We start from the raw sequence: 26,444 nt of genomic DNA on the forward strand, positions 1-26,444 counted from the left end.
CCATTCTCACCTCAAGTGAGAATCATTGTCAAAATCGCTCACTTGGGAACGGCGAGGACGACGGTGACGGCCACCGTCAGACACAGGACGGCGGCGCGCGCCAGTCGGTCGACGGGGCGCAGTTGGTTCCACGACAGGTAGAGCAGCCAGCCCAGCACGAGCGAGACGAGGCCGAAGCAGATCGCGCCGATGACGCCCCGGAAGACGATGCCGATCACCATGACGACGACGAACGCCGTGACGACGGCGCCCTGGGGGAGGCGGGCCATCGCGCCGACGGCGGGGTCGGACGCGTGCATCACCTTCGCGCGCGTCGTGCTGACGGAGACTTCGGGGCGCTGGTCGTTCGTGGACTCGTTCTCGGGCACCGAACAAGCGTAGTGGACGCCCGCGCTCGCGCTTTCGGGGCACTCGCTGCGAGGTGGGAGAATGGGACGCGATGACTGTTCTCGACCGCCCCGCCACGCCCGTTCTCGCGCCCCTGCAGATCGGGCGCCACACGATCGACTCCCCGGTTGTGCTCGCGCCGATGGCGGGCATCACGAACCGGGCCTTCCGACGCCTGTGTCGTCAGTACGGCACCGAGGGCGCCGTGGCCGGTGGGGCGAGCGGTGCGACGTCGCTCTACGTCAGCGAGATGATCACCTCGCGCGCCCTCGTCGAGCGCACCCCCATCACGATGAAGCTCATCGAAACCGACCCGGACGAGAACCCTCGCTCGATCCAGCTGTACTGCACCGATCCGGTCAACGCCGGACGCGCGGCCCGCATCCTCGCGAGCGAGGGACGCGCCGACCACATCGACCTCAACTTCGGCTGCCCGGTACCCAAGGTGACGCGCAAGGGCGGCGGCTCGGCCCTGCCGTGGAAGACGGAGCTGTTCCGCGGCATCGTCAGCTCGGTCATCCGTGAAGCGGCGCCGTACGACATTCCCGTCACCGTCAAGATGCGCAAGGGCATCGACGCCGACCACCTGACCTTCCTCGAGGCCGGCCGCATCGCCGAGGGCGAGGGCGCGGCCGCCGTCGCGCTGCACGCGCGCACCGCGTCGCAGGCCTATTCGGGTCACGCCGACTGGAGCGCCATCCGCGACCTCAAGCAGACGGTGACGAGCATCCCCGTGCTCGGCAACGGCGACATCTGGTCCGCGGACGACGCGCTGCGCATGGTCACCGAGACCGGGTGCGACGGCGTCGTCGTCGGACGCGGCTGCCTCGGTCGTCCGTGGCTCTTCACCGAACTCGCTGCTGCCTTCGCCGGCTCCGACGCCCGCGTCGACCCCGGCCTCGGGGAGGTGTGCGCCACGCTGCGTCGTCACGCCGAGTACCTCATCGAGTTCTACGACGACGAGGTGAAGGGCTGCCGCGACATTCGCAAGCACATCGCCTGGTACTTCAAGGGCTTCCCCGTCGGCTCGCAGCTTCGCCACCAGTTGGCGCTCGTCGATTCGCTCGCCTCGCTCGACGACCTCATCGCGAGCCTCGACCTCGACCAGCCGTGGCCCGGCGCCCCTGCGGAGGGGCCGCGCGGTCGCGCCGGAAGCGAGCGACGCGTCGTCCTACCCGAGGGGTGGCTGGACACGCAGGACCTCACCGCGCAGCAGGCGGCGTGGGTCGCCGAGGCCGAGGCGGAGAACTCCGGCGGCTGAGCAACGCGTCACAGCGTGCACACCGAGTGGCCGCGGGTCGTGACCGCCGAGTATCGTCGTCGGGAGAGCCTGAATACGCGATGTGAAGGGGTATGTGGGTGAACAACGAGGGCGCGAAGAGCGCATCCGAGTCCGTGGACGTCGTTCTCGTCGGAGGCGGCATCGTCAGCGCGACGCTGGCGGCCATGATCCAGCGAGTCCACCCCGAGTGGAAACTGAGCGTCTACGAGCGTCTGGACGCCGTGGCGAAGGAGTCGTCGAACGGCTGGAACAACGCGGGCACCGGCCACGCGGCGCTGTGCGAGCTCAACTACACGCCTGAGATGCCCGACGGCAGCGTCGACATCACGAAGGCCATCGGCATCCACTCGCAGTTCATGACGACGAAGACCTTCTGGGGTTCGCTCGTGCGCGAGGGCGCTCTGCGTGAGCCGTCGACGTTCATCAACAACACGCCGCACATGTCGTTCGTCAAGGGCGACGCGAACCAGAAGTTCCTGCGTGAGCGTCACCGTCTTCTCTCGGCGCACCCGTTCTTCCACGACATGGAGCACTCGGAGGACTACGGCCAGATCGAGCAGTGGTCGCCGCTGCTCATCGCGGGCCGCCCTGCTGGTGAGAAGATCGCCGCCACCTATGCCCCGAGCGGTACCGACGTCGACTTCGGTGCCGTGACGCGACAGCTCTTCACCGACTTCACGGCCCGCGGTGGTTCGCTGGAGCTCGAGCACGACGTCACCGACATCTCGCGCAACTCCGACGGGATGTGGAACGTCGCGGTCAAGAACCTGCGTGACGGTGCCGCCAAGACGGTGCGCACGAAGCTCGTGCTCATCGGCGCCGGCGGCTACACGCTGAAGCTGCTGCGCAAGGCGGGCGTTCCCGAGGTCAAGGGTTACGGCCTGTTCCCGGTCTCCGGCACGTTCCTGTCGACGGAGAACACGGCGCTCACCTCGAAGCACAACACCAAGGTGTACGGCAAGGCCGCCGAGGGTGCTCCGCCCATGTCGATGCCGCACCTCGACGCCCGCATCATCGACGGCCAGCGCACCGCGCTGTTCGGCCCTTTCGCAGGCCTCGTGCCGAAGTTCCTCAAGGAAGGCTCGGTTCTCGACCTCTTCGCGTCGCTGCGCGGTGACAACCTCCTGCCGATCGCGACGGCCGGTCTCGACAACCTCGGCCTGACGAAGGTGCTGGCGCAGGACCTCATCGCCAACCAGGCCAAGCGCATCGAGGCGCTGCGTGACTTCGCCCCGACGGCCAAGAGCGAGGACTGGAAGCTCTTCGTCGCCGGTCAGCGCGCGCAGATCATCAAGCCCGCTTCGGGCACGAAGGGCACGCTCCAGTTCGGTACCGAGGTCATCAGCTCGGCGAACGGCTCGATCGCCGGCGTGCTCGGCGCCTCGCCGGGTGCGTCCACCGCAGTGCCGATCGCGCTCGACATCCTGCGCACGTCGTTCAAGGACGAGTGGAGCACGTGGGAAGACGAGCTGCGCTCGGTCATGCCGACGCTCGGCACCGACATGAAGGCCGAGCCGGAGAAGGCGCTCGAGCTCGAGGCCGAGGCCGACGTCACCCTGGGCCTGCCCAAGCGCGTCTGAGCCACACCGCACGCCGAACGGCCGTGGCCGCTCCCGATCAGTCGGGGAGCGGCCACGGCCGTTTCGTCGATGGAACGGGGGCTCAGGTCCAGGCGTCGCTCTCGACCGGACGATCGGGATCGGTGATCCAGTCCGACCACGATCCGACGTAGACGGCCGGGTCCGGGAACACGCCGCTCACTTCGAGGGCGAGAGCCAGGTGCATGGCCTGCACACCGGAGCCGCAGTACACGCCGACGCGCTGGTGCGTGGGCAGGCCCTTGGCGGTGAACCGCATGGCGAGGTCGTCGGTCGACAGGAAGCGCCCGTCTGGGCCGACGTTCGATAGCGCGGGGATGTTGACGGCGCCGGGGATGCGTCCGGCGACGGCGTCGACGGGTTCGTTCTGGCCGGCAAAACGTTCGGGGGATCGGGCGTCGATGAGCAGGTGGCGGTCTGCGAGGTCGGCTGCACCTTCGGCGTCGACGGCGGTGAGATGGCGCGGTGTGGCGACGAAGTCGCCTTCCTCGGCGGCGGAGTCCTCGCCGGGCACGACGTCGCCACCCGCGGCGACCCAGGCGTCGAACCCTCCGTCGAGGACCTGGACGTCGAGCTTGCCGAAGTAGCGCAGAAGCCACCACGCACGGGCGGCCGCCAGGGAGTTGGAGGCGTCGTAGACGACGACCGGAACGTCGTTCATCACGCCGGCGGCGCGCATGGCCGACTGAAAGCTCTTCCGGTTCGGCATGGGGTGACGGCCACCTTCTCCGCCGTCGCCCGGCGTTCCGGTGAGGGCGTCCTCGAACTCCACCCAGCGTGCGCCGGGAAGGTGAGCTTCTGCGTAGGCAGGACGCTGCGATTCGCCACCGAGCACCCACCGCGCGTCGAGCAGCGTGATGGGTTCACCGGCGTCGAGGCGCTGCTTCAGGCGCGTGGCCGAGACCAGGGGGTGCGGGAGGCGAGTCATGCTCTCAGCGTAGTGGGCGGGGCCGCTCGACTGCCGTCGTAGTGGGCGGAATGTGCAACGCTATGCGCATGTGCCGCAACATCCGTCCGTTGAACAACTTCGAGCCTCCGGCCACCGACGACGAGGTGCGCGCCGCAGCGTTGCAGTACGTGCGCAAGATCGGTGGATCCACCAAGCCCTCCGCCGCCAACGAGGCCGCGTACGAGGCGGCCGTCGAGGCGATCACCGCGGCGTCGCGCGAACTCATCGACTCCCTGGTCACCAACGCTCCGCCGAAGGACCGAGAGGTCGAGGCGATCAAGGCGCGCGAGCGCGCTCGCGTGCGCTACGGGAGGGCCAGCTGATGAGCGAGATCACCATCGAACCCGTGGGGCCGGCCGAGCAGGAGGTGCTCGACAAGTGGCTCGACGATGCTGCGCGCTGGAACATCGACGTCACGGATGTCCGCTCCATCGATCGCGCGTACGAGAGCTACGTCGACGACGTCCTTGACCAGGACGAGGACGAGCGTGAGGATCCGACGCCGTTCGTCGCCATGCTCGGCTTCGCGCTCGGCCAGTGGCTGACGCTGGAGTCCGTCCTCGAGTGGCGCGTCATCACCGATGCGGACGGCCGCGACCTGGGTCTTTCCCTGCCGGACGAGTCGAGCATCATGTTCCCCAGCGACTTCATCGCAGACGCCTGGAACGAGATGCGCCGCGACTGGCTCAACGGCTGGGCCACCGACCTTCGCAAGCAGCTCGAGGCCCTTCGCTGAACGCCTACACCGCCGCCGACCGCGAGCGTTACGTCGTCGAGGATCTGACACGTAAGCGCTCCGATCGTGATGACTTCGCGCGCGATAGGGCGCGCATCGTCCACTCGGCGGCCTTGCGCCGGTTGTCGACGAAAACGCAGGTGTGGCAGGCAGGTACGGACGATTTCGTTCGCAACCGGTTGACACATTCACTCGAGGTGGCGCAGATCGGGCGCGAACTGGCAGACGCTCTCGGGTGCAACAGCGACGTCGTCGACGCCGCATGTTTGGCCCACGATCTGGGGCACCCACCGTTCGGGCACTTCGGTGAGCAGGTCCTCGACGCTCTGTGCGACGACATCGGTGGTTTCGAGGGCAACGCCCAGACGTTCCGACTCCTCACACGCCTCGAGGCGAAGCGTCAGACCCCGAAGGGGCGCCCTGCCGGGCTCAACCTCACGCGGGCGACGCTCGACGCGTCGACGAAGTACCCCTGGCGGCGCGGCCACGGCCCCGAGGGCTCCCGCAAGTTCGGGGTGTACGAGGACGATCGCGACGTCTTCGACTTCGTGCGTGACGGTGTGGAAGGCGGCACGTGTCTCGAGGCGCAGATCATGGACTGGGCCGACGACGTGGCCTACAGCGTGCACGACGTCGAGGACGCCATCGCGGCCGAGGCCCTGGACCTGAAGGCGCTCGGCGGCACGGCGGAGCGGGCGGCTGTCGTCGAGGTGGCCGCACGGATGTATGCGCCCGACCTGCCGGCGGCAGTCCTCGACGAAGCGCTGGAACGGGTTCTGCGTGACGACCTTCCAGCGACGTACGACGGCACCCGCCGCGATCTCGCGGCTCTCAAGGACATGACGAGCACCCTCGTCGGACGCTTCGCGGCAGCGCCCGAGGACGCCACGCGGGAGCGCTACGGCAGTGCCCCGCTCGTGCGCTACGAGGCACGCCTCGTCATCCCGGACGACGTGCGCGCTCAGGTGGCCGTGCTCAAGGGAATCTCGGCGCACTTCGTCATGTTCACTCCGATGCGCGACGAACAGCACACACGGCAGCGTGAGGTCGTGGAGGCGCTCGTGGCGCACTTCGCCGAGCATCCGGACGACATGGACCCCATGTTCCTCGACGACATCGAACACGCCACGTCGGACGCGGAGGCGCTACGCGTCGTCGTGGACCAAGTGGCGAGCCTGACGGACGCCCGGGCCGTGCGCCTCGGCGTCCACAGTCACTGAGCCAGGCGAACACCCCGCGCGCCTAGACTAAGGGGACGCGTGAAGATCCCGGAAGGAGCGACGTGGCCGGTCTCATCAAGGCGGAGGACATCGCTGCCGTCAAGGACCGCGTGGACATCGAGGACGTCGTCTCCGAGCACGTCACGCTGCGTCGGGCCGGTGCCGGTTCGCTCAAGGGCCTGTGCCCGTTCCACGATGAGAAGACGCCGAGTTTCACCGTGCGCCCCGCTGTCGGCGTTTACCACTGCTTCGGGTGTGGCCAGTCGGGCGACGTCATCTCCTTCGTCATGGAGCTCGAGCACCTCACGTTCACGGACGCCGTCGAGCGTCTGGCCGCGAAGGTCGGCTTGGAGCTGCGCTACGAGGAGGGCGAGCGCCCCGACCGCGAGCCGGCCGGGCGCCGCATGCGTCTCGTCGAGGCCCACCGGGTGGCCGAGGAGTTCTACCTCGAGCGGCTCATCGGCGACAAGGGCGAGCATGCCCGCGCCGGGCGTGACTTCCTGCGGGCCAAGGGCTTCAACGGCACCCACGCCAAGCACTTCGGCGTCGGCTTTGCGCCGCGTTCCGGTGACGCTCTTGTCGCGCACCTCCAGGCCAAGGGCTTCAACCCCGACGAGATGACGGCCTCTGGTCTGGCGGGGCAGTCCTCGCGCGGGCTCTACGACCGCTTCCGCGGGCGAGTGGTATGGCCGATCCGTGACATCACGGGCGACACCGTCGGCTTCGGCGCGCGCCGGATCTTCGACGACGACCGCATCGAGGCGAAGTACCTCAACACGAGCGAGACGCCGATCTACAAGAAGGCCCACATGCTCTACGGCCTTGACCTCGCGAAGAAGACGATCTCGCGTGAGCGCCGCGCTGTCGTCGTCGAGGGGTACACCGACGTCATGGCCGCGCACCTGGCCGGCGTCGACAACGCCGTCGCGACCTGTGGCACGGCCTTCGGCGTCGACCACATCAAGTCGTTGCGCCGCATCATGCGGGACGAGGCCGGTGGTACGCCGGCCCGTGTCATCTTCACCTTCGACGGCGACGCAGCCGGCCAGAAGGCAGCGATGAAGGCGTTCGAGGAGGATCAGCGCTGGGCCTCCCAGTCGTTCGTGGCCGTCGCGAAGGACGGTATGGACCCGTGCGACCTGCGGCTGCGCCACGGCGACGAGGCGGTCAAGGCCCTCATCGACGACGCGGTGCCCATGTTCGAGTTCGCGGTGCGTACGACGATCTCCGGGTTCGATCTCGACCACGCCGAGGGTCGTGTATCGGCGATGAAGGCTGTTGCGCCGATCATTGCGGGCATCCGCGACACGACCTTGCGTCCGGAGTACGTGCGCACGGTGGCGGGCTGGATCGGTGTCGAGATCGAACAGCTCAACGCCGCCGTTCGTACCGCGCCCAAGGGCGGTACGGCTCGACGCTACGAGAACCGGCGTGCCACGGCCCAGCGTCCACCTGAGGGGCAGCAGCAGAACGAGACAGCCAGTCGCCCCGACGCGGGCATCCCGGTCGCGCCGGAGCGTCCGCGTATCCCCAAGCCGGATCCTCGTGATCCGACGATCGCGGGGGAGCGGCAGTTGCTCCAGGTGATGCTCCAGTACCCCGAGTCGTTGAAGGGCACCGTCTTCGAGCAACTGCGCCCCGGCGACCTTCGCGCGCCGGCGCACCGGTTCATCCTGGATGCTGCGATCAAGGCGGGCGGGCCGTCACGTGTGACGTCCATCGGGGCGTGGAACGAGGCCATCCGCTCGAGCACCGACCCGCAGTTGCACGACGTGCTCACCGAACTCGTCGTGCGCGACCTGCCGACGAAGCTCGACCCGACGACGGGGCGCCCCGACGAGCGCTACGTCGGGGCGCTCATCCAGAACGTGCAGGAGGGCGCGCTCAACGCGGCGATCGCCGACGCTCTGGGCCGCCTGCGCCGTCTGGACCCGGGCGCGAGCGGTTACGCCGACGACTCCCGCGCGGCCAGCGCGAGGCTGTTCGAACTGCAGACTCAGCTCAACCGACTGCGTGAGGCCGGCATGCGCTGAACCGGTGGCAAGGCGATTATGAACGGCTGAGAAACCTTTGCTACAGTTACGGCGCGCCAAACGTTCGGGTGAGAGCCCGGGCCGCTGGGTCAAGCATTCCCCTATAGCTCAATTGGCAGAGCATTCGACTGTTAATCGGAGGGTTCTTGGTTCGAGTCCAAGTGGGGGAGCACAACGAGAAGGGCCGCGAAAGCGGCCCTTCTCGTTGCCCGTCTCCGGGTCGGTGAACAGGTACGAACGAGGCCCCCACGATCAGATCGTGGGGGCCTCGCCGAGGGATCGACCTACACCTGTTTGTTGTGTGCTGCGAGGTCGACGCCGGGGGCACCGACCGCTGCGACACCGGCTGTGACGCCGCCCGCCGGGCCGCCGCCCTGAGCGCTGTCCTCGGCTGCGCGGCCGCGGTTCTGCAGCCACTTCTCAGCGAGCACGGCGACCTTGGAGATCGCGTAGTTGAGCAGGATGTAGATCGTGCCGATGACGATGAGCGTCGGCACGATGTTGGCGAAGATCGTCGAGGCGTTCTTGCCCTTGTAGAGCATCTCGCCGTACTGAACCTGGTAACCCAGCGCCGTGTCCTTGAGGATGACGACGAGCTGGCTGATCAGGGTCGGCAGCATGGCGGTGACAGCCTGGGGGAGCAGGATCGAACGCAGCGTCTGCGAGTCGGTCAGACCGATCGCGACACCCGCCTCGCGCTGGCCCTTGGGCAGCTGGTCGACGCCGGAGCGGATGACCTCGGCGACCACGGAACCGTTGTAGATGACGAGGGCCGTGACGGTCGCGATGAAGGCGTGGATGTCCTCGGCGCCGCCGCGGGTGAGTGCGCCGTAGAGGAACAGCATCATGAGCAGGACGGGGACGGCGCGCCCGAACTCGACGATGACACCCGCGGCCCAGCTCAGGGGCTTGATCTGCGACATGCGAGCCATCGCGAAGATGACACCGAAGATCGTCGCGCCGATCATGCCGGCGAAGGCCGCCTTCAGCGTGCCCACGAGGCCGGGGAGGATGTACTCCTTCCACAGCTCAGGGTCCGTGAACGGCTTCCACATGGCGGCCGTGAACTGTCCCTTGTCGTCAAGTCGCTTGTAGACGACCCAGAGGACGGCTGCCAACAGCAGGACGCCGACCCCGGTCAGGATCATGTGACGACGGCGGGCCTTGGGGCCCGGCGCGTCGAAGAGAACTCCGGCGCTCATCGCTTCACCGCCAACTTCTTGCCGAGGTGGCCGACGAGAAGTCCGGTCGGCAGGGTCAGGAGGACGAAGGCGATCGCCGAGGCCACGAAGGCCTGGTTGAGCAGACCCGGGTCGTCCTCGGTGACCTTCGCGAGCATCGCAGCCATTTCAGCCACGCCGATGACGACGGCGACCGTCGTGTTCTTCGTGAGGGCGATCAGGGCGTTGCCCAACGGAACAATCGAGCCGCGGAAGGCCTGGGGGAGGATGACCTCGCGCAGCGACTGCCCGAACGTCAGACCGATCGAGCGAGCGGCCTCGGCCTGCCCGAGCGGAATGGTGTTCACACCGGAACGCAGCGACTCACAGACGTACGACGCGTGGTAGAGCACGAGACCGACGACCGCCAGGCGAAAGTTGTTCGTGTCGAAGAAGTCGGGGCTCTTGCTGTCAGCCAGGTTGATACCCAGCTTTGCCCACAGCACGAGGTTGCACGACAGGATGATGAGCGTCAGCGGCGTGTTGCGGAAGATGTTGACGTACGAGGTGCCCAGGAAACGCAGCATCGGCACCGGCGACATGCGCAGAACGGCGACCAGGGTGCCCACGACGAGGGAACCGATAGCCGCAGCAATCGTCAGCTTGATCGTCATCCACAGCGCGGACAGCAGATCATAATCGCTGAAAAGCGTTGACATGCAATGCCTTTCGGAACGTGCGAGGCGGGTGGGGCTGGTGAAAGTTCACCGGCCCCACCCGCCGCGTCAGATAGATCAGGAGCAGGCTTCGAACGACTTCGGCGGGTTCACCTTGGTGTCGTACTTGAAGTCGGCGCCGAGGTTGGCCTCGACGGCCTTCTTCCACTCGCCGGAGTCGACCATCTTCTTGATCGCGGCGTTGACCTTCTCGCAGGTGGCCTTGTCGCCCTTCTTCAGGCCGACGCCGTACTTCTCCTCGGTGAACGGGTCACCGACGAGCTTGAACTTGCCCTTGTAGGCGTCCTGGTTGGCGTAGCCGGCGAGGATCGTGTTGTCCGTCGTCATGGCCTCGATGGCGCCCGAGGCGAGAGCGTCCGCGCACTCGGAGTACTTGTCGTACTTCTGGGGCACGAGGTTCGGCTGCTTCTCCTTGAGGTTGTCGACCGACGTCGAACCGGTGACGGAGCAGACCTTCTTGCCCGACAGGTCGGAGACGCTCTTGATCGAGCTGTCCGACTTCACGAGGACCGACTGGCCGGCGATGAAGTAGGGACCACCGAAGGAGACGACCTTCTTGCGCTTGTCGGTGATCGAGTAGGTCGCGAAGATCATCTTCACGGAGCCGTTCTCGAGCATCTTCTCGCGCTGCTTGGACGGCGTTTCGACGAACTCGATCTTGTCCGCCTCGTAGCCCATTTCCTTGGCGACGTACTTGGCGACGTCGACGTCGAGACCCTTGTAGTCGGAACCGGCCTTGAGGCCGAGACCCGGCTGGTCGAACTTGATGCCGATCTTGACCTTGTCGCCCGAGCCGGAGCTCGACTCGTCGTCACTGCCGCCACAGGCGCTGAGGCCGAGGGCGAGGGACGCGACGCCGACCGTGGCGATTGCGCGCTTCATCATGGATTTCCTCCTGGTAAAAGACCTGACCCGAGGGTCAGTGGGTGAGGATCTTGCCGAGGAAATCCTTGGCGCGATCGGACTTGGGGTTGGTGAAGAACTCTTCGGGCTCAGCCTGCTCGAGGATCTCGCCGTCGGCCATGAAGATGACGCGATCGGCAGCGCGACGGGCGAAGCCCATCTCGTGCGTGACGACGATCATCGTCATGCCTTCCTTGGCCAGCTGCGCCATGACGTCGAGGACCTCGTTGATCATCTCGGGGTCGAGGGCGGAGGTGGGCTCGTCGAAGAGCATGACCTTCGGCTCCATGGCGAGAGAGCGCGCGATGGCCACACGCTGCTGCTGACCGCCGGAGAGCTGGGCCGGGAACTTCTTGGCCTGGTGGTCGACGCCCACGCGCTTGAGCAGTTCCATGGCGCGCGACTCGGCGTCGCCCTTGGACTTCTTGCGCACCTTGATCGGGCCGAGGGTCACGTTGTCGAGAATCGTCTTGTGGGCGAAGAGGTTGAACGACTGGAAGACCATCCCGACGTCGGCGCGCAGCTTCGCGAGGCCCGCTCCCTCGGCGGGAAGCTCCTTGCCGTCGATCTGGATCGTGCCGTTCTCGATCGTCTCGAGGCGGTTGATCGTGCGGCACAGCGTCGACTTACCCGAACCCGACGGGCCGAGGATGACGACGACCTCGCCGCGGTTGATCGTGAGGTTGATGTCCGTCAGGACATGCAGGTCACCGTAGTGCTTGTTGACACCCTCGAGAACGACGAGCGGCTCGCCGCGCTTCGCCCGGATGTCGGACTGCTCGGTGGCAGTGGTGGCTCCAGTCATGGATGTGAGCGTAGTAACGCCTGCACGGATGAGCGCTATCGGATGCTCACCTGTGACCTAATCGGTACAAACACACAAGCATAGGTATGACAGGGTTTTGGGGGTTCGCGGCCACGTGGGCGCTGCACCCGGTGTTGGCTGCGGACTCGTCCTTGGGAGCGAGCGGCTACACTTCCGCGAGTGCCGGGCGCCTGAGCGCCGGGCTCGGGGCGGTAGCTCAGCCGGTCAGAGCAGAGGACTCATAATCCTTGGGTCGTGGGTTCAAGCCCCACCCGCCCTACTCCGAAGTCCAGTTTTCGACCGCGCCCGCCCGCGCGGCGTTCTCGCCTTCGCCGTGCCCCGTGAGGCATGATGGGGCCACAACCGCACAGTTCGAACACCTGAAATCGCATGAGGTCGTTGGGGAAGACGTCCCTCGCGCACACAGGAGGTTCGGATGTCGATGACGTCCTCACGCGTCATGACCCGCGGGGTGGTGTTCGTTCACTCCACCCCAGCGGCGCTGTGCCCGCACATCGAATGGGCCCTGGAGAGCATCTTGGGCCTCGACGTGTCCCTCGAGTGGACCGATCAGCCCGTCGCGCCCGGCCTCGTGCGCACCGAGTTCAGCTGGGCCGGTGACGCCGGTACCGGCGCGCGGCTCGCCAGCGCCCTGCGCGGCTGGGATCACGTGCGCTACGAGGTCACCGAAGAGCCCTCGGCCGGCACGGACGGCTCGCGTTGGTCGCACACGCCCAGCCTGGGCATCCATCACACCTGGACCTCCGCCAGCGGCGACGCCGTCGTCAGCGAGGACCGACTGCGCAGCGCCCTCATGGCGAGCGGCGGCGACCCGCAGGAGTTCCGCGCCGAGATGGCCGAACTGCTCGGCACGGCCTGGGACCAGGAACTGGAGCCCTTCCGGTACGCCGGTGACGGTGCGCCCGTGCGCTGGCTCCACCGCGTCGGCTGACCCCGACGCCCACACACCAAAGGGCGGTGCCTTCCTCTGGGGGAGGCACCGCCCTTTCGCGTGCAGTCAGTGAGCGAACGTCACAGCGGAATGTTGCCGTGCTCGCCTCGGCGAGCCGGAGCCTCGGCGAGCGCAGCCACGAGTGCTCCGCGCGTCTTCGTCGGCTCGACGACCTCGTCGACGACACCGATCTCCTGCGCGCGCTCCAAGCCGCCGGCGAGCACTGCGTGCTCCGCTGCCAGTTCCTCCTCGACGCGCGCACGGTCGTCGATCTCGACCTCGGCCAGACGACGGCGGTGCAGGATGCGCACGGCCGCGACGTGACCCATGACGGCCACCTCCGCGCTCGGCCACGCGAACACCTTCGTCGCGCCGAGCGAACGGCTGTTCATCGCGATGTATGCGCCGCCGTACGTCTTGCGCGTCACGAGCGTCACGCGCGGGACCACCGACTCGCCGAACGCGTGCAGCAGCTTCGCGCCGCGACGCACGACACCGTCCCACTCCTGGCCGACACCCGGCAGGTAACCCGGAACGTCGACGAGGACGACGAGCGGGATGCCGAACGCGTCACACATACGCACGAAGCGGGCCGTCTTCTCGGCGGCGGGGGAGTCGAGGCAGCCACCGAGGCGCATCGGGTTGTTCGCGATGACGCCGACCGTGCGTCCACCGAAACGCCCCAGGGCCGTGACGATGTTCGGCGCCCACTTCGCGTGGAGCTCGATGATCTCGGCCGCGTCGTCGAAGAGGTTGTCGACGAGCGGGTGCACGTCGTAGGCACGCTTCGCGTTCTCGGGGAACGTTTCGCCCAGGTCGCGTTCCTCGGTGCCCGCGACATCGAACTCACGCTGATCGGCCATGAGCGAGGCGAGCAGGCGTCCGCGCTCGAACGCCTCGTCCTCGGTCTCCGTCACGACGTGGACCACACCCGAACGACGCCCGTGTGGCTCCGGGCCACCCAGGCGCGCGGCGTCGACGTTCTCTCCGGTGACGCTGCGCACGACGTCAGGACCGGTGACGAAGATGCGGCCCTTCTCGGCCATGATGACGACGTCCGTGAGGGCCGGGCCGTACGCCGCGCCGCCCGCGGCCGCGCCGATGACGACGGAGATCTGCGGGATCTTGCCCGAGGCGCGCGTCATGATGGCGAACACCTCACCCACGGCGTGGAGGCTGACCACGCCCTCCGCGAGGCGGGCACCACCCGAGTGCCACAGGCCGATGATCGGCGTGCCTTCGGCGAGAGCGATGTCGTACGCCTCGACGATGGCCTTGCAGCCCTCGACGCCCATGGCACCGCCCTGGACGCGAGCGTCGGAGCAGAACACGACGACGGGTGCGCCGTTCGCGCGGCCACGCGCCGAGACGAAGCCCGACTTCTCGACCTCGTTGATGATCTCCACCGTGCCGTCGTCGAGGAAGTTCTCCAGACGCAGGTTCGGGTCGCGCGGGTCGGCGGCAGGCGCCTCCGGCGCAGCGGTGAGGGCGTTCATGAAGCACTCCTGAGGGTTACGGCGACGTTGTGGCCGCCGAAGCCGAACGAGTTGTTGAGAACGGCGACGTCGCCGTCGGGCAGCTTGCGCGCCTCGCCGCGCACGAGGTCGAGGTCGGCGAACGGCTCGTCCACCTCGTCGACGTTGATCGTGGCCGGCACGAGGCGGTGATGGACGGTGAGAGCCGCGATGAGCGTCTCGAGTGCACCTGCGGCACCGAGGAGGTGGCCCGTCATCGACTTCGTGCCGGTGACCGCGATGCCACCGGCAGCGTCACCGAACGCACGGCGGATCGCGGTGGCTTCCGCGACGTCACCGACCGGCGTCGAGGTGGCGTGGGCGTTGATGTGCACGATGTCGGCGGGCGTCAACCCGGCGCTCGTGATGGCCTCGGTCATGGCGCGAGCGGCACCTGCACCCTCCGGGTCGCCGGCGGTGATGTGGTAGGAGTCAGCGGACATTCCCAGCCCCGCGAGCTCGGCGTAGATCGTGGCGCCACGGGCCTTGGCGTGATCGTACTCCTCGAGCACGACGACAGCCGCGCCCTCGCCGAGCACGAAGCCGTCACGGTCGGGAGCCCACGGACGCGAAGCAGTCTCGGGGGAGTCGTTGCGCGTCGACATGGCGCGCGCAGCAGCGAAACCGGCGATCGGCAGCGGGTGCATCGGTGCTTCGCTACCGCCGGCGATGGCCATGTCGGCTCGACCGGAGGCGATCATCTGGGCCGCGAAGCCCATCGACTCCGCACCCGAGGAACACGCGGAAACCGACGTGTGAGCGCCCGCCTTGGCGCCGAACTCCATCGACACGTTGCCGGAGGCAGCGTTCGGCATGAGCATCGGCACAGTGAGGGGGTAGATGCGACGCGCGCCCTTCTCCTTGAGCACGTCGTACTGGTCGAGCAGCGACTGCACGCCGCCGATACCCGTACCGATGGCGGAGGCGAGGCGCGCCGGTTCGACCTCGGGGGAGCCGGCGTCGGCCCACGCCTCGCGAGCCGCCACCATGGCGTACTGCGTGAACGGGTCCATGCGCTTGAGCTCGACCTTCGCCAGCGTCGAGGCAGGGCTCTCGGCGAGCGTGGCGGCGAAGGTGACGGGCAGCTCGTACTCGCTGACCCAGCTCTCCTCAAGGGTGCGGGCGCCGCTCTTGCCGGCCAGCAGAGCTTCCCAGGTGGCGGGCGCGGTGGCGCCCAGCGGAGTGGTGGCTCCAAGGCCGGTGATGACGACTCGGCGGTTCTCGCTCATGAGGCGAACTCCTCGGTGCGGGGTGTGACGGAAGCGGGTGGGACGCGGTGGCTCACCGAGCGGGTGAGCCACCGTCGTCCGGCCTGGTGAAGGTTCAGGCCTGGGCATTCTTGATGTAGTTGACGGCGTCGCCGACGGTGACGAGGTTCTTGACCTCTTCGTCCGGGATGCGCACGCCGAACTTCTCCTCGGCGTTGACGACGATCGTCATCATCGACAGCGAGTCGATGTCGAGGTCGTCGGTGAAGGACTTGTCCGACTGGACCGACGAGGCGTCGATGCCCGTCTCCTCGTTGACGATCTCGGCGAGGCCGGCGAGGATCTCCTGCTCGGAAGCAGCCATGGTGTCTCTCCTTGTGGTTGCTCGATCGGCATTCGATCGAGGTCGGTATCTGACTCACCTCGGGTTACCCGCCGAGGCGCGGGAACTGGTGGGTTACGGAATCTCGATGACCTGCGCGGCGTACGCGAGGCCGGCACCGAAGCCGATCTGCAGCGCGATGTCGCCGCTCTTGGCCTGGCCCTCACGGATCATCCGCTCGGCGGCCAGCGGCACCGACGCCGCGGAGGTGTTGGCCATGTCGACGATGTCGCGGGCGACCTTGACGTGCTCGGGCAGCTTCATCTGCTTGACCATCGCGTCGATGATGCGCGTGTTGGCCTGGTGGGGGATGAACACGTCGATGTCGTCCGGTGTCAGCCCTGCGGCCTCCACGGCCTGCAGTGCAACCGGAGCCATGCTCCACACGGCCCAGCGGAAGACGGACTGGCCGGCCATCGTGATCCTGGGGTCGGCCTGGTGGCCTTCGCCTACCTGACGAATCGACTCCCAGCCGGAGCCGTCGCTGCCCCAGATCGTCGGGCCGATGCCGACGTGGTCGCTCGGGCCGACGACGGCCGCTCCGGCGCCGTCACCGAAGATGAAAGCCGAACCGCGATCGGTGAGGTCGAGAACGTCCGTCAGTTTCTCCGCGCCGATGACGAGCACGTGGCTCGCATCGCCGGAGCGGATCATGTCCGAGGCCAGGCCGATGCCGAAGCAGTAGCCGGCGCACGCCGCGGCGATGTCGATGGCTGCCGGCTTGTCGAGCCCGAGGCGGTCGGCGAGCATCGGTGCAGCTGCGGGGGTGAACAGGTGGTGGGTGACCGAACCGACGAGGACACCGTCGATGAGTGACGGGTCGATGCCGGAGTTCGCGATCGCCTCACGGGCGGCGGCCTCGGCCATGTCGAGCATCGTCTCGTCGGGACGCGCAAAACGGCGGGTCTTGATGCCCGATCGCTCCTGGATCCACTCGTCGGAGGAATCGATCGGACCGACGATCTCGTCGTTCGTCACGAGGCGTTCCGGGCGGTAGGCGCCCACGCCGAGCACGCGGGTGAACTCGGCTCCGGTGCGCTGGGTGATCGTCGCCATCACGCACCTGCCGGGTGCAGGCGGACGAGCGGCTGGCCGGGCGACACCGGGTCCTCGTCCTCGACGAGCCACTCGATGATGCGCCCGCCGTGCGGCGCCACGGCGTTGTAGGCGTCACGTGCGGTGACGACCTGGCCGATCGTCTCGCCGGGGCGGATCGTGTCGCCCTCGGCCAGCGGCGCGCGGGTGATCGTGCCCTTGGCCGGCGCGATGACGAGACGCCAAGCCGGTTCGATGTCGTCCTCGAGCACGCCGTGCTCCCGCACCATGCGGTGCGCATCGTCGAGGTCGTCCGGGGTCTTGACGGCGAGCGTCTCGACGCCGGGCATCGCCCGCTTGGCCAGGCCGACGAGCGTGCCCGCCGGGGGAATCTCGATGAGACCCGTGACGCCCATGGCCTTGAACGTCTCCATCGTGAGATCCCAGCGAACCGGGTTGCTCACCTGGGTGACGAGACGCTTGAGCACCTTCGTGCCGTCGTGGACGACGAGTCCGTCCTTGTTCGACACGAGCGGGATGCGCGGGTCGTGCGTCGAGATGGCGCCGGCAAAGGCAGAGAGGCGGTCCAGCGCGGGCGCCATGTGCTCGGCGTGGAACGCTCCGGCGACCGGCAGCGGCACGACGCGGGCCTTGGCCGGCGGGTCGGCCTTGAGGTCCTCGAGCTGCTCGAGCGTGCCCGCGGCGACGATCTGGCCGGCGCCGTTCATGTTGGCGGGGGTGAGGCCCTTGGCCTGGAGGTGGGCGACGACCTCGCTCTGCTCGCCGCCCATGACGGCGCTCATGCCGGTGGGGGTGACGGCGGCCGCGTCGGCCATTCCGGCGCCGCGCTCACGCACGAACACCATGGCCTGCTCGGCCGTGAGGACGCCCGCGGCGGCAGCTGCGGTGATCTCACCGACGCTGTGGCCCGCACCGGCGCTGACCGAACGGAAGCCCTCGACGGGGTGCTCGAACAGCGCGAGAAGCGAGACGAGCCCGCTCGCGACGATGAGGGGCTGTGCGACTGCCGTGTCTTTGATGGTGGGCGCGTCGGCCTCGGTGCCGTAGTGCACGAGGTCCATACCCGCGCAGGCCGACAGCCAGGTCATGCGGGAGCGGAAATCCGGCAGCTCAAGCCACGGGCGAAGGAAACCGGGGGTCTGGGAGCCCTGTCCAGGGCACACGATCGCAAGCACGGTTCCACTCTGCCCGGCCTGGCCCCTGCACTGCGACCGGGCGGGCGACGAACTTCGCGAGTGTGATTTGTAGGGTTCCTACAAGCCGACGTCCCCGCGGGGGCGTCGTGCGCGGCGCCCGGCCTCGAGGTCGGCGAACATGATCGCGAGCCGCAGAGCGAACGCGTCATGGGTGTCCGTGAGGTCGAGGTCGGTGGCGTCGAGGATGCGTCCGAGCCGGTATCGCACAGTGTTGGCGTGGACGAACAGCTCGCGCGCGGTGCCTTCGAGCGAACCCGTGCGCAGGTACGTGCGGGCCGTGTCGCCCAGTGGCGAACCCACGTCGAGCGTGCCGGTCGCGATGGAGGCCAACGCGCGGCGCGCCTTGTCGTCTCCCGCAACGGCCCTGGCCGCGAGCAGGTCGTCGCTTCGGGTCGGGCGAGGCAGCTGTGGTGCCGCCGGCGCCGCCTCGTAACCGCGGATGGCGTCGCGGGCGGAGCGCCCGGCAGCGTAGAGGTGGGGCACCTTGGGGCCACAGACGACGGGGCCCGGTCCGAAATGATCTGCGAGGGTCGTCGCGGCTTCGATCGGATCCGTCACCGGCCCGATGATGGCGATCATGCGTCGTCCTTCGACCGAGACGAGCACCTCGAGACCGGCATGACGAGCGGCGCGCCGCAGCGGGTCGACGACGCTCGACTCGCCGCCCGCGGGGCTGGAGCCGACGACCACCGTCACGCCGCGCACCTCGGCCCACCCGAGAGCGTTCACACGCGAGCCGAGGGATTCGTCCGGCTCACCGCGGACGACGGCGTCGACGACGAGGGATTCGAGTCGGGCATCCCACGCGCCGCGTGACTCCGCGGCTCGGGCATAGACGTGCGCGGCCCCGAACGCCACTTCGCGCGCGTATCTCAGAACGGCCTCGCGCACCGTGGCGCGCTCCTCGGCCCGCGCATGCTGCGGCGCTTCCTCCTCGACCACCTCGATGACGGTGCGCAGCAGGTCGAGGGTCTGTTCCAGGGTGATGCGCCGCGCCAGCTCGCGCGGGGCGTTGGCGAAGATGTCGATGGCGTGCGAGTCGTCGACGGACGGGTCGCGCAGCCAGGCAAGGAAGGAACGGATGCCGTCCTGGGCGATGACGCCGATCCAGCTGCGATCGTCGGCCGCGAGGTCGGAGAACCACGCGTGACGGCTCTCGACGCGGGCGCTCGCGTGGGTGGCCATGGCCGAACTCGCCCGGTGGATCGCCGTCATCGACGCGTCGGAGACGGGGGAGTGCGCAACCATGCGCCACACCGTACCGTCACGGCCGCCGAGGCCGGGTTCCCCGGTTCGTTCCCTGTTCACTTCCCCGACGCGCCGTGATCACACCGGGGCGGTCTCATGGCCTTCATGAAGCGACGATCACTCCTGTCACTCACCACCGCCTCGGCGGCGACGTTCGCTCTGGGCGATGCCGCACAGGCCTCCACGACCTCCGGTCATCGACGTCATGGACACGGTGCGCGTTACCGCAAGCCCTACGTCGTCGGACACCGCGGAGCGAGCGGCTACCGCCCCGAGCACACACTCGAGGCCTACCGTCTGGCGGCACGCATGGGTGCCGACATCATCGAACCGGACCTCGTCATCACGAAGGACGGCGTGCTCGTCGTACGCCACGAGCCGGAGATCTCGGGCACGACGGATGTCGCGAAGCGCCCCGAGTTCGCCTCGCGCAAGACGACGAAGTCGCTCGACGGCAAACCGGTCACCGGATGGTTCACGGAGGACTTCACGCTCGCCGAGCTCCGGACGCTGCGCGCTGTGGAGAGGTTGCCCGAGCTGCGTCAGCACAACACGATCTACGACGGGCTGTGGCAGGTGCCGACGTTCGAGGAGGTGCTCAAGCTGCGCCGTGAACTGGAGCGCGAGCTCGGGCGCACGATCGGCGTCTACCCCGAGACGAAGCACTCCACGTACTTTCGCGCGCAGGGCAAGCCACTCGAGGAGAAGCTCGTCCCGCTCATCCGCACCTACGGGCTCGACCGGCCCGGTGCCCCGATCTTCATCCAGTCGTTCGAACTGCAGAACCTGCTCGACCTGCGCACTCGCTTCAAGGTGAAGGCACCACTCGTCTTCCTGACCGACGCGAAGGGCGGCCCCTTCGCCGACCCGAAGAAGCGCTCCTACGCCCACCTGACGTCACCGGCCGGGCTGCGGGAGTGGGCACACCTGCTCGACGGTCTGGGGCCGTCGGTCAAGCAGGTCATCGCCTGGAACGCGGACAATACCCTCGGTGCTGCGACGTCTCTCGTTCGCGATGCCCACGCGGTCGGCCTCCAGGTGTGCCCGTGGACGGTGCGGGCCGAGAACGACTTCCTGCCCGCGGACCTGCGCAACGGAAGCAACCCCGGCGATTTCGGTCGGGTCGTCGACTATCTCGACAAGCTGTACGCCACCGGCATCGACGGGATCTTCTCGGACATGCCGGACATCGCCGTTCTCGCACGCGAGAGGTACCTCAGCCGGCGTTGACGCGCGTCCGCCTCGGTACACGAAGGGGCCGGTCACCGCAGTTCAGCGGTGACCGGCCCCCTCGCTTTGCTCTGGCGGTGTCGGTCTACGACTCGCCGCCGGCGTTGCCGGAGGTTCCGGCACGCACGTCGAGCAGCTGGTACTTCTCGGCGGCCTGCTTAGGCACGTCCTTGTCGACCTCACCGCGGTCGGCCAGCGACTGCAGTGCGCGCACGGCCATGGACGGACCGTCGATGTGGAAGAAGCGACGAGCCGCAGCGCGGGTGTCGGAGAAACCGAACCCGTCGGCGCCGAGGGAGTGGTACTCGCCCGGCACGTACTGACGGATCTGGTCGTGCACCTGACGCATCGAGTCGGACGTCGCGATGACCGGCCCGGGGGCGTCCTGCAGCTTCCGCGTGACGTACGGGACGCGACGCTCCTCGTCCGGGTGGAGGAAGTTGTGCTCGTCGGCCTCGAGACCGTCACGACGCAGCTCGTTCCACGACGTCACCGACCACACGTCGGCGACGACGCCCCAGTCGTCCTTGAGCAGCTCCTGGGCCTCGAGAGCCCACGGCACACCGACGCCCGAAGCGAGCAGCTGCGTGCGCGGAGCGTTTTCGCCGACACCGTCGAACGAGCCGTCCTTGAGCTTGTAGATGCCACGCAGGATGCCCTCGGCGTCCACGTTCTCCGGCTCGGCCGGCTGCACGAGCGGCTCGTTGTAGACCGTGAGGTAGTAGATGACGTTCTCGGCGTTCGGGCCGTACATCTTGTTGAGGCCGTCCTGGACGATGTGCGCGATCTCGTACCCGTAAGCCGGGTCGTAGGCGCGAATCGCCGGGTTGGACGCCGCGAGAAGCAGGCCGTGACCGTCCGCGTGCTGCAGACCCTCACCCGTCAGCGTCGTGCGACCGGCGGTGGCTCCGATGAGGAAGCCGCGAGCCATCTGGTCGGCAGCCGCCCAGATCGAGTCACCCGTGCGCTGGAAACCGAACATCGAGTAGAAGACGTAGACGGGCACCATCGGCACGTCGTTCGTCTCGTACGCCGAGCCGACGGCGGTGAACGCCGCCACCGAACCGGCCTCGTTGATGCCCAGGTGAAGCAGCTGACCCTGCGGCGACTCCTTGTAGGCGAGCATGAGCTCGGCGTCGACGGAGCGGTAGTGCTGACCGTGCGGGTTGTAGATCTTCGCCGTCGGGAAGAACGCGTCCATACCGAACGTGCGCGCCTCGTCGGGGATGATCGGCACGATGTGCTTGCCGAACTCCTTGTCGCGCATGAGCTCCTTGAGGATGCGCACGAAGGCCATCGTCGTGGCCACTTCCTGCTTGCCGGAGCCCTTCTTCGCGATCTTGTAGGCCTCGTCGCCCGGCAGCGTCAGCTCACCGGAGCGGCCCTTGCGCGACGGCAGTCCGCCACCGAGCTTGGCGCGGCGTTCCATGAGGTACTGGATCGCCGGGTCGTCCTCACCCGGGTGGTAGTACGGCGGACGGTACGGGTCCTTCTCGAGCTCCTCGTCGCTGATCGGGATCTGCAGCGAGTCGCGGAACATCTTGAGGTCCTCGAGCGTCATCTTCTTCATCTGGTGCGTCGCGTTACGGCCCGCGAAGTGCGTGCCGAGCGAGTAGCCCTTGATGGTGTGCGCGAGGATGACGGTGGGCTGGCCCGTGTGCTCCGTGGCGGCCTTGTAGGCGGCATACACCTTGCGGTAGTCGTGGCCACCGCGCTTGAGCTTCCACCACAGGTCGTCGTCCGACCAGCTCTCGACCATCTTGCGCGTGCGCGGGTCCTGACCGAAGAAGTGCTCACGCACGAACGCGCCGTCGTTGGCGCGGATGGTCTGGTAGTCGCCGTCACGCGTCTTGTTCATGATGTTGACGAGCGCGCCATCGCGGTCCTGGGCCAGCAGCGGGTCCCACCCGCGGCCCCACAGCACCTTGATGACGTTCCAGCCCGCGCCGCGGAAGAACGCCTCGAGCTCCTGGACGATCTTGCCGTTACCGCGCACCGGACCGTCGAGGCGCTGCAGGTTGCAGTTGACGACGAACGTGAGGTTGTCGAGCTCCTCGTTGGCTGCCCACTGCAGGGCGCCGCGGCTCTCGACCTCGTCCATCTCGCCGTCACCGAGGAAGGCCCACACGTGCTGCTCGGACGTGTCCTTGAGGCCACGGTTGTGCAGGTACTTGTTGACCATGGCCTGGTAGATGGCGTTCATCGGGCCGATGCCCATGGACACCGTCGGGAACTCCCAGAACTCCGGCATGTTGCGCGGGTGCGGGTAGCTCGGCAGACCGGCGGGCTCACCGTCGATGAAGTGGCTCTTCTCCTGACGGAAGCCGTCGAGCTGCTCCTCGCTCAGGCGACCCTCGAGGTAGGCGCGCGAGTAAATACCGGGGGAGGCGTGGCCCTGGATGAAGATCTGGTCACCGCCGCCCGGGTGGTCCTTGCCGCGGAAGAAGTGGTTGAAGCCGACTTCGTAGAGCGTCGCGGCCGAGGCGTACGTGGAGATGTGGCCGCCGACGCCGACGTCGGGGCGCTGCGCGCGGTGCACCATTACCGCAGCGTTCCAGCGGATCCAGGCGCGGTACTTGCGCTCCATGTCCTCGTCGCCCGGGAACCACGGCTCGGACTCGGGGCCGATCGTGTTGATGTAGTCCGTCGCGGTCAGCGACGGCACGCCGATCTGCTGGCCGCGGGCACGCTCGAGGAGCTTGAGCATGACGTAGCGGGCGCGGTTACGGCCCTGCTCGTCGATGACACCGTCGAGAGAGTCGAGCCATTCCTGGGTCTCCTCCGGATCGACGTCCGGCAACTGGCTCGGGATGCCATTGAGAATCGGGCCGGCTTCATCAAGGGACACGGTGCGTCCTTTCAGTTTCTTCGTCGGCGCTACCTGGCACGCGCCACTGCCCCCATCCTGCCCCCGAAAGGCGCGTCGTGGGAAACCGGGGAGGGCTACTGATCGGTACGAATTCCCTTGCGAGTTGGGCGTGCGACAACTCCGTAAACGGCACACCACCTTGCAATGTGCGTCGCGACCTTGTGGACTAACCTGAAAGCACCTTCGGGCGAACTGCCCGAGGGAACATCGTCAAGGGGTACGCGCGCATGCGCCCCGGAGCAAGAAAGAGGACGCACCACGTGAACCAGACCGCAGGGGCACATCCGGCGGCCAAGATCGGTTTTTCCGCTGACGACGTCGTCATGGAGATCGGCTGGGACGACGACGTCGAGGAATCGTGGCGAGATGCGATTGCCGAGATCGTCGGTTCGGAGATCGAGGACGAGGACTACGACGGCAGCGTCGACTCCGTTCTGCTGTGGTTCCGCGACGGTGACGGCGACCTCACCGACGACATCGTCGACTCGCTCGCGACCCTCGAGGAGAAGGGCTTCGTCCTGCTCATCGTTCCCAAGGTCGGCAGCCCCGAGAACGTCGACGCCGCCGACATCCAGGAAGCGGCCACGACGGCCGGCCTCAAGGCCAGCTCGACGTTCAAGGTCGGCGAGGACTGGATCGGCACGAAGCTCGTGCAGGGCGGCACGGCCAAACAGCGCTGATCGCGCACCGACGAAAGGGACGAACCATGACGACAGTGACCGAGGGTTCCAAGGCTCCTGACTTCACGCTCAAGAACCAATTCGGTGAGGACGTGACGCTGTCGCAGATCGTCACCGAGCGGCCCACGCTGATCGTGTTCTACCCCTTCGCCTTCTCGGGCATCTGCACGGGTGAGCTGTGCACCATCCGCGACACGATGCCGAGCTTCGACGACGCCTCCGTGCGCGTGGTCGGCATCAGCTGCGACCCGATGTTCACCCAGCGCGCGTGGGCCGAGGACCAGGGTTACGACTTCTCGCTGCTCTCGGACTTCTGGCCGCACGGCGAGGTTGCGAAGGCGTACGGGGTCTTCGACGAGAACGCCGGATTCGCCATTCGTGGAACGTTCCTCGTCGATGCCGACATGACGGTGCGCTGGTCGCTCGTCAACGGCCCCGGTGAGGCGCGTGACTTCACGGGCGCGCTCGAAGCGCTCTGACGAGCAGGCCCGACGGTGGGGCGGCACGCGACGGGTAGGCTTGCCCTTCGTGCCCGCAGCAACCAACCGGGCTCGGGGCCTCTAGCTCAGCTGGTAGAGCAACGCGTTTACACCGCGTCGGTCGTCGGTTCGATCCCGGCGGGGCCCACATGAACAACTCCACCACGACGCTGGCGCAGGTCACGCGAATCCTCGACGGGTTCTATCCGCCGTCGACCGCTCAGTCGTGGGATGCCGTCGGCCTGGTCACGGGCGACCCGGCGCAGCCGATCGAGCGAGTGCTCTTCGCTGTCGACCCTGCCCTCGACGTCATCGACGAGGCCGTGAACGGCGGGTACGACCTGCTCGTCACGCACCATCCTCTGCTCATGCGCGGCGTGAAGTCCGTTGCCACGACGAGCGGCAAGGGCCGCGCTGTGACGGCTCTCGTCGTCGGCGATGTCGCGCTGTATGCCGCGCACACGAACGCCGACGTGGCGACGCCCGGCGTCAACGACGCGCTCGCCGTCGCGTGCGGCCTGAGCGGCGTGGAGCCGCTCGTCGAGACCGAGGGCCAGCCGCTCGGCCGGGTCGGCGACCTGGAGTCACCGATGACGCTGCGTGCCTTCTGCGAACGCCTCGCGTCAAAACTGCCGCCCGCTCCTGTGGGCCTGCGGGTTTCGGGTGACCCGGACGCCGAAGTCGCCCGCGTCGCCGTGCTCGGTGGCGCAGGTGACGGTGAGTTCGGCGCCGCCCGTGCGGCCGGAGCCGATGTCTACGTGACGGCGGACCTGCGTCACCACCCCGCCATCGAATCGCGCGAGGAGGACGCGGCCGAGAAGCCGCTCTTCCTCGTCGACGCCGGGCACTGGGCCAGTGAGTGGCTGTGGCTCGAGCACGCGAGTGAACGCCTGCGTGACGCCGTTGCCGCCGAAGGCGCCGACCTCGAGGTGGCCGTCTCGCGCCGCCGCACCGACCCTTGGGACTTCTTGGTCTCGACAAGCGAAGGAGAACAGCAGTGAAGGCAGAACTTCAGCAGCAGTGGAAGCTGCTCGACCTGCAGAAGCTCGACACGCGTCTGGACCAGATCGACCACCGTCTGGCCAACCTGCCGCAGGCCAAGGAGCTCGCCGAGGCGAAGGCCACCGCTGACTCCGCGACGGAGGAGATGGTTCTCGCTCAGACCGCCGTGTCGGACGTCGAACGCGAGATCAGCCGCAGCGAGGCCGACGTCGAGCAGGTGCGTGAGCGTGCTGCGCGCAACCGAAAGCGTCTCGACGCGGGTCAGGGCACGGCGAAGGACCTTCAGGCTCTCCAGCACGAGCTCGACACCCTGGCCCGTCGCCAGAGCGTTCTCGAGGACACCGAACTCGAGATCATGGAGCGTGCCGAGGAACTGCGTGAGCGCCTCGACGGTTTCACCAAGGCCGCCGACGCCGCTGAGGTGAAGGTCAAGGAACTCAAGGACGCGATGGCCGCGGACTCGAAGGAGCTCGACGCGGAGCGGGCCCAGGTCGCGAGCAAGCGCGCCGACATGGCACCCACGATCAACGCCGAACTGCTGACCGAGTACGACCGCATCCGGGCGCGTAGCGGTGTGGCCGCCGCCGCGCTGCACGGACGTCGCTGCATGGGCTGTGGCCTCGAGCTCAACGCGAGTGACCTCGCCCGGATCAAGGCGGCCTCGGCCGACACGGTCGTCAACTGTGACGAGTGTGGCCGCATTCTCGTGCGCACGGCCGAATCCGACGTCTGACGCACGTCGGAAGGGGCGCCCCCTCGACCCGACCCTGTCTCTGACCGACGCCTCGCGTCGCTGAACAACGCTGACCCCGAAGGGA

General features: G+C 67.8%; 25 protein-coding genes and 3 tRNA genes. 15 read left to right on the top strand and 13 right to left on the bottom strand.

Translation table 11 applies throughout. From position 1 onward, the window contains the following. Nucleotides 1-38 precede the first annotated feature (38 nt). Nucleotides 39-368, bottom strand: coding sequence for a DUF6703 family protein (locus AA983_RS09965; protein ID WP_047312074.1), 330 nt, complete (start codon nucleotides 366-368; stop codon nucleotides 39-41). A gap of 71 nt (nucleotides 369-439) precedes the next feature. On the opposite strand from AA983_RS09965, the gene dusB reads away from it, so the two are divergent. Next, nucleotides 440-1,648, top strand: coding sequence for a tRNA dihydrouridine synthase DusB (gene dusB / locus AA983_RS09970; protein WP_047312075.1), 1,209 nt, complete (start codon nucleotides 440-442; stop codon nucleotides 1,646-1,648). A gap of 98 nt (nucleotides 1,649-1,746) precedes the next feature. Beyond that, nucleotides 1,747-3,249 (top strand): malate dehydrogenase (quinone), encoded by a 1,503-nt coding sequence (mqo, locus tag AA983_RS09975; RefSeq protein WP_231579582.1) that lies wholly within the window; start codon nucleotides 1,747-1,749, stop codon nucleotides 3,247-3,249. Nucleotides 3,250-3,331: 82 nt separating this feature from the next. Here the strand turns inward: mqo and AA983_RS09980 are convergent, their stop codons facing one another. After that, nucleotides 3,332-4,195, bottom strand: coding sequence for a sulfurtransferase (locus tag AA983_RS09980; RefSeq protein ID WP_047312077.1), 864 nt, complete (start codon nucleotides 4,193-4,195; stop codon nucleotides 3,332-3,334). A gap of 68 nt (nucleotides 4,196-4,263) precedes the next feature. Between AA983_RS09980 and AA983_RS09985 the strand changes: the two genes are divergently transcribed. The 5 genes from AA983_RS09985 (at nucleotide 4,264) to AA983_RS10005 (ending at nucleotide 8,375) form a co-directional block, all read left to right on the top strand. Continuing rightward, nucleotides 4,264-4,539, top strand: coding sequence for a DUF2277 domain-containing protein (locus AA983_RS09985; protein ID WP_047312224.1), 276 nt, complete (start codon nucleotides 4,264-4,266; stop codon nucleotides 4,537-4,539). Next, nucleotides 4,539-4,952 carry a DUF3806 domain-containing protein gene (locus AA983_RS09990; RefSeq protein WP_047312078.1) on the top strand — a complete coding sequence of 138 codons (414 nt, stop codon included), beginning with the start codon at nucleotides 4,539-4,541 and terminating at the stop codon, nucleotides 4,950-4,952. Before AA983_RS09985 ends, AA983_RS09990 begins: the two co-directional genes overlap by 1 nt. Continuing rightward, nucleotides 4,949-6,172 carry a deoxyguanosinetriphosphate triphosphohydrolase gene (locus AA983_RS09995; protein WP_052947060.1) on the top strand — a complete coding sequence of 408 codons (1,224 nt, stop codon included), beginning with the start codon at nucleotides 4,949-4,951 and terminating at the stop codon, nucleotides 6,170-6,172. Before AA983_RS09990 ends, AA983_RS09995 begins: the two co-directional genes overlap by 4 nt. A gap of 62 nt (nucleotides 6,173-6,234) precedes the next feature. Next, complete coding sequence (gene dnaG / locus AA983_RS10000) at nucleotides 6,235-8,205, top strand: DNA primase (RefSeq protein ID WP_047312079.1); 1,971 nt, start codon at nucleotides 6,235-6,237, stop codon at nucleotides 8,203-8,205. A gap of 97 nt (nucleotides 8,206-8,302) precedes the next feature. Next, a tRNA-Asn gene (locus AA983_RS10005) sits at nucleotides 8,303-8,375 on the top strand. Nucleotides 8,376-8,489: 114 nt separating this feature from the next. Here the strand turns inward: AA983_RS10005 and AA983_RS10010 are convergent. From AA983_RS10010 to AA983_RS10025, 4 genes are all read right to left on the bottom strand, one after another. Continuing rightward, nucleotides 8,490-9,407, bottom strand: a complete 918-nt coding sequence (locus AA983_RS10010) for an amino acid ABC transporter permease (RefSeq protein ID WP_047312080.1) — start codon at nucleotides 9,405-9,407, stop codon at nucleotides 8,490-8,492. Further along, entirely contained in the window at nucleotides 9,404-10,084 is a 681-nt protein-coding gene (locus tag AA983_RS10015) for an amino acid ABC transporter permease (RefSeq protein WP_047312081.1), read from the bottom strand. Before AA983_RS10015 ends, AA983_RS10010 begins: the two co-directional genes overlap by 4 nt. A gap of 75 nt (nucleotides 10,085-10,159) precedes the next feature. Beyond that, nucleotides 10,160-10,984: a glutamate ABC transporter substrate-binding protein gene (locus AA983_RS10020; RefSeq protein ID WP_082128850.1), complete on the bottom strand. Its 825-nt coding sequence runs from the start codon at nucleotides 10,982-10,984 to the stop codon at nucleotides 10,160-10,162. 37 nt (nucleotides 10,985-11,021) lie between these two features. Further along, nucleotides 11,022-11,810, bottom strand: coding sequence for an amino acid ABC transporter ATP-binding protein (locus AA983_RS10025; RefSeq protein WP_197078999.1), 789 nt, complete (start codon nucleotides 11,808-11,810; stop codon nucleotides 11,022-11,024). Between the two features lie 206 nt (nucleotides 11,811-12,016). Between AA983_RS10025 and AA983_RS10030 the strand changes: the two genes are divergently transcribed. Next, nucleotides 12,017-12,090: transfer RNA gene (locus AA983_RS10030), tRNA-Ile, on the top strand. A 156-nt stretch (nucleotides 12,091-12,246) separates the two neighbouring features. After that, nucleotides 12,247-12,762, top strand: coding sequence for a DUF3145 domain-containing protein (locus AA983_RS10035; RefSeq protein WP_047312083.1), 516 nt, complete (start codon nucleotides 12,247-12,249; stop codon nucleotides 12,760-12,762). An 80-nt stretch (nucleotides 12,763-12,842) separates the two neighbouring features. Here AA983_RS10035 and AA983_RS10040 read toward each other — a convergent pair whose 3' ends face one another. The 6 genes from AA983_RS10040 to AA983_RS10065 all read right to left on the bottom strand — a co-directional run bounded on the left by AA983_RS10040 (nucleotide 12,843) and on the right by AA983_RS10065 (nucleotide 19,366). Further along, on the bottom strand, nucleotides 12,843-14,258 hold the full coding sequence (locus AA983_RS10040; protein WP_047312084.1) for an acyl-CoA carboxylase subunit beta: 1,416 nt from the start codon (nucleotides 14,256-14,258) through the stop codon (nucleotides 12,843-12,845). Continuing rightward, on the bottom strand, nucleotides 14,255-15,505 hold the full coding sequence (gene fabF / locus AA983_RS10045; protein WP_047312085.1) for a beta-ketoacyl-ACP synthase II: 1,251 nt from the start codon (nucleotides 15,503-15,505) through the stop codon (nucleotides 14,255-14,257). The genes AA983_RS10040 and fabF overlap by 4 nt, the downstream gene beginning before the upstream one ends. A gap of 94 nt (nucleotides 15,506-15,599) precedes the next feature. After that, nucleotides 15,600-15,848, bottom strand: a complete 249-nt coding sequence (locus AA983_RS10050) for an acyl carrier protein (RefSeq protein ID WP_047312086.1) — start codon at nucleotides 15,846-15,848, stop codon at nucleotides 15,600-15,602. 93 nt (nucleotides 15,849-15,941) lie between these two features. Beyond that, complete coding sequence (locus tag AA983_RS10055; protein WP_047312087.1) at nucleotides 15,942-16,922, bottom strand: beta-ketoacyl-ACP synthase III; 981 nt, start codon at nucleotides 16,920-16,922, stop codon at nucleotides 15,942-15,944. Beyond that, nucleotides 16,922-18,097 (bottom strand): acyltransferase domain-containing protein, encoded by a 1,176-nt coding sequence (locus AA983_RS10060; RefSeq protein ID WP_047312088.1) that lies wholly within the window; start codon nucleotides 18,095-18,097, stop codon nucleotides 16,922-16,924. Before AA983_RS10060 ends, AA983_RS10055 begins: the two co-directional genes overlap by 1 nt. Nucleotides 18,098-18,175: 78 nt before the next feature. Continuing rightward, the gene (locus AA983_RS10065) at nucleotides 18,176-19,366 is read right to left on the bottom strand and encodes a CdaR family transcriptional regulator (RefSeq protein WP_047312227.1); all 1,191 of its coding nucleotides are present in this window, start codon (nucleotides 19,364-19,366) and stop codon (nucleotides 18,176-18,178) included. Nucleotides 19,367-19,471: 105 nt separating this feature from the next. Between AA983_RS10065 and AA983_RS10070 the strand changes: the two genes are divergently transcribed. Then, on the top strand, nucleotides 19,472-20,596 hold the full coding sequence (locus AA983_RS10070) for a glycerophosphodiester phosphodiesterase (RefSeq protein WP_082128852.1): 1,125 nt from the start codon (nucleotides 19,472-19,474) through the stop codon (nucleotides 20,594-20,596). Nucleotides 20,597-20,681: 85 nt separating this feature from the next. Here the strand turns inward: AA983_RS10070 and aceE are convergent, their stop codons facing one another. Then, nucleotides 20,682-23,444, bottom strand: coding sequence for a pyruvate dehydrogenase (acetyl-transferring), homodimeric type (gene aceE / locus AA983_RS10075; protein WP_047312089.1), 2,763 nt, complete (start codon nucleotides 23,442-23,444; stop codon nucleotides 20,682-20,684). A 281-nt stretch (nucleotides 23,445-23,725) separates the two neighbouring features. On the opposite strand from aceE, the gene AA983_RS10080 reads away from it, so the two are divergent. From AA983_RS10080 to AA983_RS10100, 5 genes are all read left to right on the top strand, one after another. Further along, complete coding sequence (locus AA983_RS10080; protein WP_082128838.1) at nucleotides 23,726-24,145, top strand: DUF3052 domain-containing protein; 420 nt, start codon at nucleotides 23,726-23,728, stop codon at nucleotides 24,143-24,145. Between the two features lie 26 nt (nucleotides 24,146-24,171). Then, the gene (locus tag AA983_RS10085; RefSeq protein WP_047312091.1) at nucleotides 24,172-24,624 is read left to right on the top strand and encodes a peroxiredoxin; all 453 of its coding nucleotides are present in this window, start codon (nucleotides 24,172-24,174) and stop codon (nucleotides 24,622-24,624) included. A gap of 75 nt (nucleotides 24,625-24,699) precedes the next feature. Further along, nucleotides 24,700-24,772, top strand: a tRNA-Val gene (locus AA983_RS10090). A gap of 1 nt (nucleotide 24,773) precedes the next feature. Next, nucleotides 24,774-25,625, top strand: coding sequence for a Nif3-like dinuclear metal center hexameric protein (locus AA983_RS10095; protein WP_047312229.1), 852 nt, complete (start codon nucleotides 24,774-24,776; stop codon nucleotides 25,623-25,625). Next, the gene (locus AA983_RS10100) at nucleotides 25,622-26,359 is read left to right on the top strand and encodes a zinc ribbon domain-containing protein (RefSeq protein ID WP_047312092.1); all 738 of its coding nucleotides are present in this window, start codon (nucleotides 25,622-25,624) and stop codon (nucleotides 26,357-26,359) included. Before AA983_RS10095 ends, AA983_RS10100 begins: the two co-directional genes overlap by 4 nt. Nucleotides 26,360-26,444: the final 85 nt, after the last annotated feature.

The organism is Dermacoccus sp. PE3, assembly GCF_001021715.1.
In the GTDB taxonomy this organism is placed as follows: Bacteria; Actinomycetota; Actinomycetes; order Actinomycetales; family Dermatophilaceae; genus Dermacoccus; species Dermacoccus abyssi.

What these genes read in the sequence shown, in the direction of transcription:
- AA983_RS10040 (WP_047312084.1), bottom strand. Translation starts at nt 14,258, where the DNA reads ATGAACGCCCTCACCGCTGCGCCGGAGGCGCCTGCCGCCGACCCGCGC.
- AA983_RS09985 (WP_047312224.1), top strand. Translation starts at nt 4,264, where the DNA reads ATGTGCCGCAACATCCGTCCGTTGAACAACTTCGAGCCTCCGGCCACC.
- AA983_RS10085 (WP_047312091.1), top strand. Translation starts at nt 24,172, where the DNA reads ATGACGACAGTGACCGAGGGTTCCAAGGCTCCTGACTTCACGCTCAAG.
- AA983_RS10065 (WP_047312227.1), bottom strand. Translation starts at nt 19,366, where the DNA reads ATGGTTGCGCACTCCCCCGTCTCCGACGCGTCGATGACGGCGATCCAC.
- AA983_RS10070 (WP_082128852.1), top strand. Translation starts at nt 19,472, where the DNA reads ATGAAGCGACGATCACTCCTGTCACTCACCACCGCCTCGGCGGCGACG.
- fabF (WP_047312085.1), bottom strand. Translation starts at nt 15,505, where the DNA reads ATGAGCGAGAACCGCCGAGTCGTCATCACCGGCCTTGGAGCCACCACT.
- AA983_RS10020 (WP_082128850.1), bottom strand. Translation starts at nt 10,984, where the DNA reads ATGAAGCGCGCAATCGCCACGGTCGGCGTCGCGTCCCTCGCCCTCGGC.
- AA983_RS10095 (WP_047312229.1), top strand. Translation starts at nt 24,774, where the DNA reads ATGAACAACTCCACCACGACGCTGGCGCAGGTCACGCGAATCCTCGAC.
- AA983_RS10025 (WP_197078999.1), bottom strand. Translation starts at nt 11,810, where the DNA reads ATGACTGGAGCCACCACTGCCACCGAGCAGTCCGACATCCGGGCGAAG.
- AA983_RS10050 (WP_047312086.1), bottom strand. Translation starts at nt 15,848, where the DNA reads ATGGCTGCTTCCGAGCAGGAGATCCTCGCCGGCCTCGCCGAGATCGTC.
- AA983_RS10010 (WP_047312080.1), bottom strand. Translation starts at nt 9,407, where the DNA reads ATGAGCGCCGGAGTTCTCTTCGACGCGCCGGGCCCCAAGGCCCGCCGT.
- AA983_RS09990 (WP_047312078.1), top strand. Translation starts at nt 4,539, where the DNA reads ATGAGCGAGATCACCATCGAACCCGTGGGGCCGGCCGAGCAGGAGGTG.
- dusB (WP_047312075.1), top strand. Translation starts at nt 440, where the DNA reads ATGACTGTTCTCGACCGCCCCGCCACGCCCGTTCTCGCGCCCCTGCAG.
- AA983_RS09980 (WP_047312077.1), bottom strand. Translation starts at nt 4,195, where the DNA reads ATGACTCGCCTCCCGCACCCCCTGGTCTCGGCCACGCGCCTGAAGCAG.
- AA983_RS10035 (WP_047312083.1), top strand. Translation starts at nt 12,247, where the DNA reads ATGTCGATGACGTCCTCACGCGTCATGACCCGCGGGGTGGTGTTCGTT.
- AA983_RS10015 (WP_047312081.1), bottom strand. Translation starts at nt 10,084, where the DNA reads ATGTCAACGCTTTTCAGCGATTATGATCTGCTGTCCGCGCTGTGGATG.
- AA983_RS10055 (WP_047312087.1), bottom strand. Translation starts at nt 16,922, where the DNA reads ATGGCGACGATCACCCAGCGCACCGGAGCCGAGTTCACCCGCGTGCTC.